This window comes from Phenylobacterium sp. CCH9-H3, from assembly GCF_001557235.1.
In the GTDB taxonomy this organism is placed as follows: Bacteria; Pseudomonadota; Alphaproteobacteria; order Caulobacterales; family Caulobacteraceae; genus Phenylobacterium.
This window is the reverse complement of the sequence record NZ_LSJI01000115.1, coordinates 1-8,484: the sequence shown is the minus strand read 5'-3', so window position 1 is coordinate 8,484 and position 8,484 is coordinate 1. Positions and strand designations below refer to the sequence as shown.

8 protein-coding genes are annotated in these 8,484 nt (G+C 71.9%); 4 read left to right on the top strand and 4 right to left on the bottom strand.

From position 1 onward, the window contains the following. The 4 genes from ccmI (AX721_RS11320) to AX721_RS11335 all read left to right on the top strand — a co-directional run. Window positions 1–1,049: c-type cytochrome biogenesis protein CcmI (gene ccmI / locus AX721_RS11320; RefSeq protein ID WP_082769842.1), on the top strand; the 1,049-nt coding region annotated here is incomplete at its 5' end. Next, window positions 1,046–1,543: a cytochrome c maturation protein CcmE gene (ccmE, locus tag AX721_RS11325; protein ID WP_068876120.1), complete on the top strand. Its 498-nt coding sequence runs from the start codon at window positions 1,046–1,048 to the stop codon at window positions 1,541–1,543. The genes ccmI (AX721_RS11320) and ccmE (AX721_RS11325), both read left to right, overlap by 4 nt. Beyond that, complete coding sequence (locus AX721_RS11330) at window positions 1,540–3,504, top strand: heme lyase CcmF/NrfE family subunit (protein WP_068876121.1); 1,965 nt, start codon at window positions 1,540–1,542, stop codon at window positions 3,502–3,504. Before ccmE (AX721_RS11325) ends, AX721_RS11330 begins: the two co-directional genes overlap by 4 nt. Next, on the top strand, window positions 3,501–3,971 hold the full coding sequence (locus AX721_RS11335; RefSeq protein WP_068876122.1) for a cytochrome c-type biogenesis protein: 471 nt from the start codon (window positions 3,501–3,503) through the stop codon (window positions 3,969–3,971). The genes AX721_RS11330 and AX721_RS11335 overlap by 4 nt, the downstream gene beginning before the upstream one ends. 542 nt (window positions 3,972–4,513) lie before the next feature. On the opposite strand, the gene AX721_RS11340 is transcribed toward AX721_RS11335, so the two are convergent. The 4 genes from AX721_RS11340 to ccmI (AX721_RS11355) all read right to left on the bottom strand — a co-directional run. Next, a complete protein-coding gene (locus AX721_RS11340) occupies window positions 4,514–4,984 on the bottom strand; it encodes a cytochrome c-type biogenesis protein (RefSeq protein WP_068876122.1) in 471 nt (156 codons plus the stop codon). After that, window positions 4,981–6,945, bottom strand: coding sequence for a heme lyase CcmF/NrfE family subunit (locus AX721_RS11345; protein WP_068876121.1), 1,965 nt, complete (start codon window positions 6,943–6,945; stop codon window positions 4,981–4,983). The genes AX721_RS11340 and AX721_RS11345 overlap by 4 nt, the downstream gene beginning before the upstream one ends. Continuing rightward, window positions 6,942–7,439, bottom strand: a complete 498-nt coding sequence (gene ccmE / locus AX721_RS11350; protein WP_068876120.1) for a cytochrome c maturation protein CcmE — start codon at window positions 7,437–7,439, stop codon at window positions 6,942–6,944. The genes AX721_RS11345 and ccmE (AX721_RS11350) overlap by 4 nt, the downstream gene beginning before the upstream one ends. After that, a partial coding sequence (ccmI, locus tag AX721_RS11355; protein WP_082769842.1) for a c-type cytochrome biogenesis protein CcmI occupies window positions 7,436–8,484 on the bottom strand: 1,049 nt, incomplete at its 5' end. The genes ccmI (AX721_RS11355) and ccmE (AX721_RS11350), both read right to left, overlap by 4 nt.

Below are 8,484 nucleotides of genomic sequence, written 5' to 3'. Positions count from 1 at the left end.
CCGCCGTTGCGGCGGGCCTGATCCTGTTCCGCGCCGCAGGCGCCGCCGCCCAGGCCGAGGCCGCGGACCCTGCGCCGGGCCTGTATCGCCGCCAACTCTCCGAGATCGACGAACTCGCCGAGCGCGGCCTCATGGGCGAGGCGGAGCGCAAGGCCGCCCATGCCGAGGCGGCGCGGCGCCTCCTGGCTGCCGCCGACGCGCCGCAACAGGCCTGGAACGCCGATCCCCGCGCCCGCCGCGCCGTGTTGCTGGCCGTTGCTGCAGCGCCCGCGGTGGCGCTGGGGCTCTACCTGTCCCTGGGCGCCCCCGGCTTTGGCGACCAGCCTTTCGCCGCCCGCCTGGAGAGGTGGCGCAACTCCGACCTTTCCACCCTGACGGCGCCGGAGATCGCCGCCGTCCTGCGCGAGGCCACGACCGAGCGGCCGCGGGAGGCCGAGGGGTTCCGGCTACTGGGCCTGGCCGAGGGCGCCTCGCAGAACCCAGTGGCCGCCGTGCGCGCCCTGCGTCGCGCCGCGGAACTGGCGCCGCAACGGCCGGACATCTGGCAGATGCTGGGCGAAGCCGAGGTGTTCGAAGCCCAGGGGAAGGTCGATGCCGATGCGCAGGCCGCGTTCTCGCGCCTGCTGGCCCTGGACCCCCAGAACCCCACCGCGCGCTTCTTCCTGGCCTCGGCCAAGGCCGACGCCGGGCGCGCCGACGAGGCGGTCGCCGACCTGCGCGCGCTACTGGCGGATCTGCCGCCGGACGAGCCTGAGCGTCGGGCCGCCGTCGAGGCGGAGATCGCCAAGCTGATGGGCAAGCCGGCGCCGGCGACCCGCGACCCGCAGCAACTCGCCATGATCCAGGGTATGGTGGCCAGCCTGGCCGCCAAGCTCGAGGCCAATCCCGACGATCCCGAAGGGTGGGTGCGGCTGGTTCGCGCCTATGCCGTCCTCGGCGATACTGCCAAGCGCGACGCCGCCTACGCCAGCGCCCGGGCCCGCTACGCCGGGCGCGACCAGGCGGTGCAACAACTCGATGAGGCCGCCCGCGCGGAGCCGATGCCATGAGCTTCCTGCCGAAATCCCGCAAGGCGCGCACGCGCCTGCTCCTGCTCTCCGTGATCGCTCCGGTCGTGGCCGTCGCCGTCGGCCTGACCCTGTGGGGGATGCGGGACTCGATCTCGCTGTTCTACACGCCATCCCAGGCCGCCGCGGCCAAGCCCGAACCGGGGCGCGCCATCCAACTCGGCGGGTTGGTGAGCGCGGGTTCTGTGGTGAAACATCCGGACGGGCGGGTGGAGTTCACGGTGCAGGACAACGTTTCGTCCGACCGCGTGCATTACCAGGGCGACCTGCCGGACCTCTTCCGCGAGGGGCAGGGGATCGTCGCCGAGGGGGCCTACCGCGCCGACGGCGTGTTCGAGGCCAAGCGGGTGCTCGCCAAGCACGACGAGACCTACATGCCCAAGGAAGTCGCCGACGCGCTCAAGGAACAGGGGGAGTGGCGGGGCGAGGGCGCGCCGCCGCCCTCCTACGGCGGAAAGGCGCAGAGCGGCACATGATCGCCGAAGCCGGCGCTTTCGCGCTGATCCTGGCGCTGGCGCTTTCGATCGCCCAGGTCCTGCTGTCGGTGGCCGGCCGTTTGCGCCGGTCGGCCCCGCTAGCCGGTGCGGGCGAAGGCGCGGCGCTGGCGGCGTTCCTGGCCGTGGCCGTAGCCTTTGCCGCCCTGATGCACGCCTTTGTGGTCTCGGACTTCTCGGTGGAGAACGTGGCCGCCAACTCGCATTCCGCCAAGCCGCTGCTGTACCGCGTGGCTGGGACCTGGGGCAGCCACGAGGGCTCCATGCTGCTGTGGTGCCTGGCCCTGACCGGCTTCGGCGCGGCGGTGGCGGGGCTGGGGCGCGACCTGCCGCGCGGCCTGCGGGCGATGACGGTGGCGACGCAGGGTCTGCTGGGCACGGTGTTCCTGGCCTACACGGTGTTCGCCTCCAACCCGCTGGCGCGGCTGCTGACGCCGCCCGCCGAGGGGCGCTCGCTCAATCCGCTGCTGCAGGACCCGGCGCTCGCGGTCCACCCGCCGTTCCTCTACGCCGGCTATGTCGGCATGTCGGTGGTGTTCTCGCTGGCCGTGGCGGCCCTGGTGGAAGGCCGGATCGACGCGGCCTGGTCGCGCTGGGTTCGCCCCTGGGCTCTGGCTGCCTGGAGCATGCTGACGGTCGGCATCACCCTCGGCGCCTTCTGGGCCTACTACGAGCTGGGCTGGGGCGGCTGGTGGTTCTGGGATCCGGTGGAGAACGCCAGCTTCATGCCCTGGCTGATCGCCACGGCCCTGCTCCACTCGGCGGTCGTCACCGAGAAGCGCGGCGCGCTCGCCGGCTGGACCGTGTTCCTGGCGCTGGCGGCGTTCACCTTCTCGATGCTGGGGGCCTTCCTGGTGCGCTCCGGCGTCCTGACGTCGGTCCACGCCTTCGCGGTCGACCCGACCCGGGGCGTCCTGCTGCTGATCATCCTGGCGGTCACCGCCGGGCTGGGCTTCAGCCTCTTCGCCTGGCGTGCGCCGACCCTCGGACAGGGCGGCCTGTTCGCCCCGGTCAGCCGGGAGAGCGCCCTGGTGCTCAACAACATCCTGCTGGCGGCGGCGACGGCCACCGTCCTCCTCGGCACGCTCTACCCCCTGATCCGCGAGGCGATGAGCGGAGAGGCCATTTCCGTCGGGCCGCCCTACTTCAACCTGACCTTCACCCCGCTGATGGCGGCGCTGTTGATCCTGCTGCCGGCTGGGCCGTTGCTGGCCTGGAAGCGGGGGGACGCCAAGGGCGTCGTCCAGCGGCTCTGGATCGCGGCCCTGGCCGCCGCGGCCACCGGCCTGCTGGCGCTGGCCCTCGTCAGCCCCAAGAAGGCGTTCGGCGTGCTGGGCGTGGCCTTGGGCGGCTGGCTGATCGCCGGCGCCCTGGCCGAGATCGCCGAGCGCACCCGCGCGTTCAGGGCGCCCGCGGCCGAAACCTGGCGGCGGCTCACCGGCCTGCCGCGCGGCGCCTGGGGCATGACGCTGGCGCACCTAGGCCTGGGCGTCTTCGTGCTCGGCGCGGTCTTCGAGACCACCTGGAAGGTCGAGGCCGCCGAGGCCTTGCCGGTGGGCGGCAGCCTGGACGTCGGCGCCTATCACGTGACGCTCGAGGCCGTGCGGCCGGTGACCGGGCCGAACTACGACGCTGACCGAGGGGCCATCGCCGTCACGCGCGGCGGCCGACCGGTATGCCAGGCGGCGCCCGAACGACGGCTCTACACCGTCGGTGGGCAGACCACGTCGGAGGTGGGCCTCTGTTACCGCGGGATGAGCCACATCTATGTGGTGCTGGGCGAGCGGCGCGACGGCGGGACGTACCTCGTCCGCGCCTACTGGAACCCCTGGGCCAGCCTGATCTTCCTCGGCCCGGCGATCATGGCCGTGGGCGGCCTGATCTCGCTCTCGGACCGGCGCCTGCGACTGGGTGTCGGGCGGCGGAAGGCGCGTGCGGCATGAGGCTGCGGCTCATCCTGGCGGCGCTGGCGGGGGTGACCTGCATCGCGGCCGCGTCCGACCCCGCCGAACGGCTGCCCGACCCGGCGCAGGAAGCCCGGGCGCGCGAGATCTTCCGCGATGTGCGCTGCCTGGTCTGCCAGAACGAGTCGATCGACGACAGCGAGGCCGAGCTGGCCCACGACCTGCGGCAGATCGTCCGCGAGCAGGTCAAGGCGGGCAAGAGCGAGACGCAGATCAAGGCGTTCCTCACCGACCGCTACGGCGAGTTCGTCCTGCTGACGCCAAGATTCTCCGTGGACAACCTCGCGCTCTGGGGTGTCCCGTTCGCCGTGGTCGCCGCCGGCGTCGCGCTCCTGTTCGTCCGGCTGCGGAAGCGCACGTTGGACGCAGAACTGACACCCTTGGAAGCGGAACGCTTGCGCCGCCTGGACGAGGGGGAAACACCCCGACACGATCCCGCCAAATAATGGACGCGAAGCCGCGCCATGAGCGCGGTAGGCGAGAGTGGAGGCCGATCAGCCGAATGCGCGCACCGACGTTTGGGCGAGCCCTTCTTTTCTGCTGCGTCTGGAACAGGAGAGCTCGGCGTGACCTAAACGTAACTTGAGGGGCGTTGCACTTCGGTGCATCCGACCTAGGTTGTTTGGGCGCGATCCGCATTCTCGAACGGGTCGCGCAGGGAAACGAAGGCTTATGACTTCCAAGAAGACCGGTTACCTCCTGGGCGCTGTCGCCGGCGCCGGCGACAGCGCCCAGGAGGTAACCGGTCTTCTTGGAAGTCATAAGCCTTCGTTTCCCTGCGCGACCCGTTCGAGAATGCGGATCGCGCCCAAACAACCTAGGTCGGATGCACCGAAGTGCAACGCCCCTCAAGTTACGTTTAGGTCACGCCGAGCTCTCCTGTTCCAGACGCAGCAGAAAAGAAGGGCTCGCCCAAACGTCGGTGCGCGCATTCGGCTGATCGGCCTCCACTCTCGCCTACCGCGCTCATGGCGCGGCTTCGCGTCCATTATTTGGCGGGATCGTGTCGGGGTGTTTCCCCCTCGTCCAGGCGGCGCAAGCGTTCCGCTTCCAAGGGTGTCAGTTCTGCGTCCAACGTGCGCTTCCGCAGCCGGACGAACAGGAGCGCGACGCCGGCGGCGACCACGGCGAACGGGACACCCCAGAGCGCGAGGTTGTCCACGGAGAATCTTGGCGTCAGCAGGACGAACTCGCCGTAGCGGTCGGTGAGGAACGCCTTGATCTGCGTCTCGCTCTTGCCCGCCTTGACCTGCTCGCGGACGATCTGCCGCAGGTCGTGGGCCAGCTCGGCCTCGCTGTCGTCGATCGACTCGTTCTGGCAGACCAGGCAGCGCACATCGCGGAAGATCTCGCGCGCCCGGGCTTCCTGCGCCGGGTCGGGCAGCCGTTCGGCGGGGTCGGACGCGGCCGCGATGCAGGTCACCCCCGCCAGCGCCGCCAGGATGAGCCGCAGCCTCATGCCGCACGCGCCTTCCGCCGCCCGACACCCAGTCGCAGGCGCCGGTCCGAGAGCGAGATCAGGCCGCCCACGGCCATGATCGCCGGGCCGAGGAAGATCAGGCTGGCCCAGGGGTTCCAGTAGGCGCGGACGAGGTACGTCCCGCCGTCGCGCCGCTCGCCCAGCACCACATAGATGTGGCTCATCCCGCGGTAACAGAGGCCCACCTCCGACGTGGTCTGCCCACCGACGGTGTAGAGCCGTCGTTCGGGCGCCGCCTGGCATACCGGTCGGCCGCCGCGCGTGACGGCGATGGCCCCTCGGTCAGCGTCGTAGTTCGGCCCGGTCACCGGCCGCACGGCCTCGAGCGTCACGTGATAGGCGCCGACGTCCAGGCTGCCGCCCACCGGCAAGGCCTCGGCGGCCTCGACCTTCCAGGTGGTCTCGAAGACCGCGCCGAGCACGAAGACGCCCAGGCCTAGGTGCGCCAGCGTCATGCCCCAGGCGCCGCGCGGCAGGCCGGTGAGCCGCCGCCAGGTTTCGGCCGCGGGCGCCCTGAACGCGCGGGTGCGCTCGGCGATCTCGGCCAGGGCGCCGGCGATCAGCCAGCCGCCCAAGGCCACGCCCAGCACGCCGAACGCCTTCTTGGGGCTGACGAGGGCCAGCGCCAGCAGGCCGGTGGCCGCGGCGGCCAGGGCCGCGATCCAGAGCCGCTGGACGACGCCCTTGGCGTCCCCCCGCTTCCAGGCCAGCAACGGCCCAGCCGGCAGCAGGATCAACAGCGCCGCCATCAGCGGGGTGAAGGTCAGGTTGAAGTAGGGCGGCCCGACGGAAATGGCCTCTCCGCTCATCGCCTCGCGGATCAGGGGGTAGAGCGTGCCGAGGAGGACGGTGGCCGTCGCCGCCGCCAGCAGGATGTTGTTGAGCACCAGGGCGCTCTCCCGGCTGACCGGGGCGAACAGGCCGCCCTGTCCGAGGGTCGGCGCACGCCAGGCGAAGAGGCTGAAGCCCAGCCCGGCGGTGACCGCCAGGATGATCAGCAGCAGGACGCCCCGGGTCGGGTCGACCGCGAAGGCGTGGACCGACGTCAGGACGCCGGAGCGCACCAGGAAGGCCCCCAGCATCGAGAAGGTGAACGCCGCCAGCGCCAGGAACACGGTCCAGCCGGCGAGCGCGCCGCGCTTCTCGGTGACGACCGCCGAGTGGAGCAGGGCCGTGGCGATCAGCCAGGGCATGAAGCTGGCGTTCTCCACCGGATCCCAGAACCACCAGCCGCCCCAGCCCAGCTCGTAGTAGGCCCAGAAGGCGCCGAGGGTGATGCCGACCGTCAGCATGCTCCAGGCAGCCAGAGCCCAGGGGCGAACCCAGCGCGACCAGGCCGCGTCGATCCGGCCTTCCACCAGGGCCGCCACGGCCAGCGAGAACACCACCGACATGCCGACATAGCCGGCGTAGAGGAACGGCGGGTGGACCGCGAGCGCCGGGTCCTGCAGCAGCGGATTGAGCGAGCGCCCCTCGGCGGGCGGCGTCAGCAGCCGCGCCAGCGGGTTGGAGGCGAACACCGTGTAGGCCAGGAACACCGTGCCCAGCAGACCCTGCGTCGCCACCGTCATCGCCCGCAGGCCGCGCGGCAGGTCGCGCCCCAGCCCCGCCACCGCCGCGCCGAAGCCGGTCAGGGCCAGGCACCACAGCAGCATGGAGCCCTCGTGGCTGCCCCAGGTCCCAGCCACGCGGTACAGCAGCGGCTTGGCGGAATGCGAGTTGGCGGCCACGTTCTCCACCGAGAAGTCCGAGACCACAAAGGCGTGCATCAGGGCGGCAAAGGCTACGGCCACGGCCAGGAACGCCGCCAGCGCCGCGCCTTCGCCCGCACCGGCTAGCGGGGCCGACCGGCGCAAACGGCCGGCCACCGACAGCAGGACCTGGGCGATCGAAAGCGCCAGCGCCAGGATCAGCGCGAAAGCGCCGGCTTCGGCGATCATGTGCCGCTCTGCGCCTTTCCGCCGTAGGAGGGCGGCGGCGCGCCCTCGCCCCGCCACTCCCCCTGTTCCTTGAGCGCGTCGGCGACTTCCTTGGGCATGTAGGTCTCGTCGTGCTTGGCGAGCACCCGCTTGGCCTCGAACACGCCGTCGGCGCGGTAGGCCCCCTCGGCGACGATCCCCTGCCCCTCGCGGAAGAGGTCCGGCAGGTCGCCCTGGTAATGCACGCGGTCGGACGAAACGTTGTCCTGCACCGTGAACTCCACCCGCCCGTCCGGATGTTTCACCACAGAACCCGCGCTCACCAACCCGCCGAGTTGGATGGCGCGCCCCGGTTCGGGCTTGGCCGCGGCGGCCTGGGATGGCGTGTAGAACAGCGAGATCGAGTCCCGCATCCCCCACAGGGTCAGGCCGACGGCGACGGCCACGACCGGAGCGATCACGGAGAGCAGGAGCAGGCGCGTGCGCGCCTTGCGGGATTTCGGCAGGAAGCTCATGGCATCGGCTCCGCGCGGGCGGCCTCATCGAGTTGTTGCACCGCCTGGTCGCGCCCGGCGTAGCGGGCCCGGGCGCTGGCGTAGGCGGCGTCGCGCTTGGCAGTATCGCCGAGGACGGCATAGGCGCGAACCAGCCGCACCCACCCTTCGGGATCGTCGGGATTGGCCTCGAGCTTGGCGGCCAGGCTGGCCACCATACCCTGGATCATGGCGAGTTGCTGCGGGTCGCGGGTCGCCGGCGCCGGCTTGCCCATCAGCTTGGCGATCTCCGCCTCGACGGCGGCCCGACGCTCAGGCTCGTCCGGCGGCAGATCCGCCAGTAGCGCGCGCAGGTCGGCGACCGCCTCGTCGGCGCGCCCGGCGTCGGCCTTGGCCGAGGCCAGGAAGAAGCGCGCGGTGGGGTTCTGGGGGTCCAGGGCCAGCAGGCGCGAGAACGCGGCCTGCGCATCGGCATCGACCTTCCCCTGGGCTTCGAACACCTCGGCTTCGCCCAGCATCTGCCAGATGTCCGGCCGTTGCGGCGCCAGTTCCGCGGCGCGACGCAGGGCGCGCACGGCGGCCACTGGGTTCTGCGAGGCGCCCTCGGCCAGGCCCAGTAGCCGGAACCCCTCGGCCTCCCGCGGCCGCTCGGTCGTGGCCTCGCGCAGGACGGCGGCGATCTCCGGCGCCGTCAGGGTGGAAAGGTCGGAGTTGCGCCACCTCTCCAGGCGGGCGGCGAAAGGCTGGTCGCCAAAGCCGGGGGCGCCCAGGGACAGGTAGAGCCCCAGCGCCACCGCGGGCGCTGCAGCAACGGCCAGCAACACGGCGCGGCGGGCGCGGGGATCGGCGTTCCAGGCCTGTTGCGGCGCGTCGGCGGCAGCCAGGAGGCGCCGCGCCGCCTCGGCATGGGCGGCCTTGCGCTCCGCCTCGCCCATGAGGCCGCGCTCGGCGAGTTCGTCGATCTCGGAGAGTTGGCGGCGATACAGGCCCGGCGCAGGGTCCGCGGCCTCGGCCTGGGCGGCGGCGCCTGCGGCGCGGAACAGGATCAGGCCCGCCGCAACGGCGG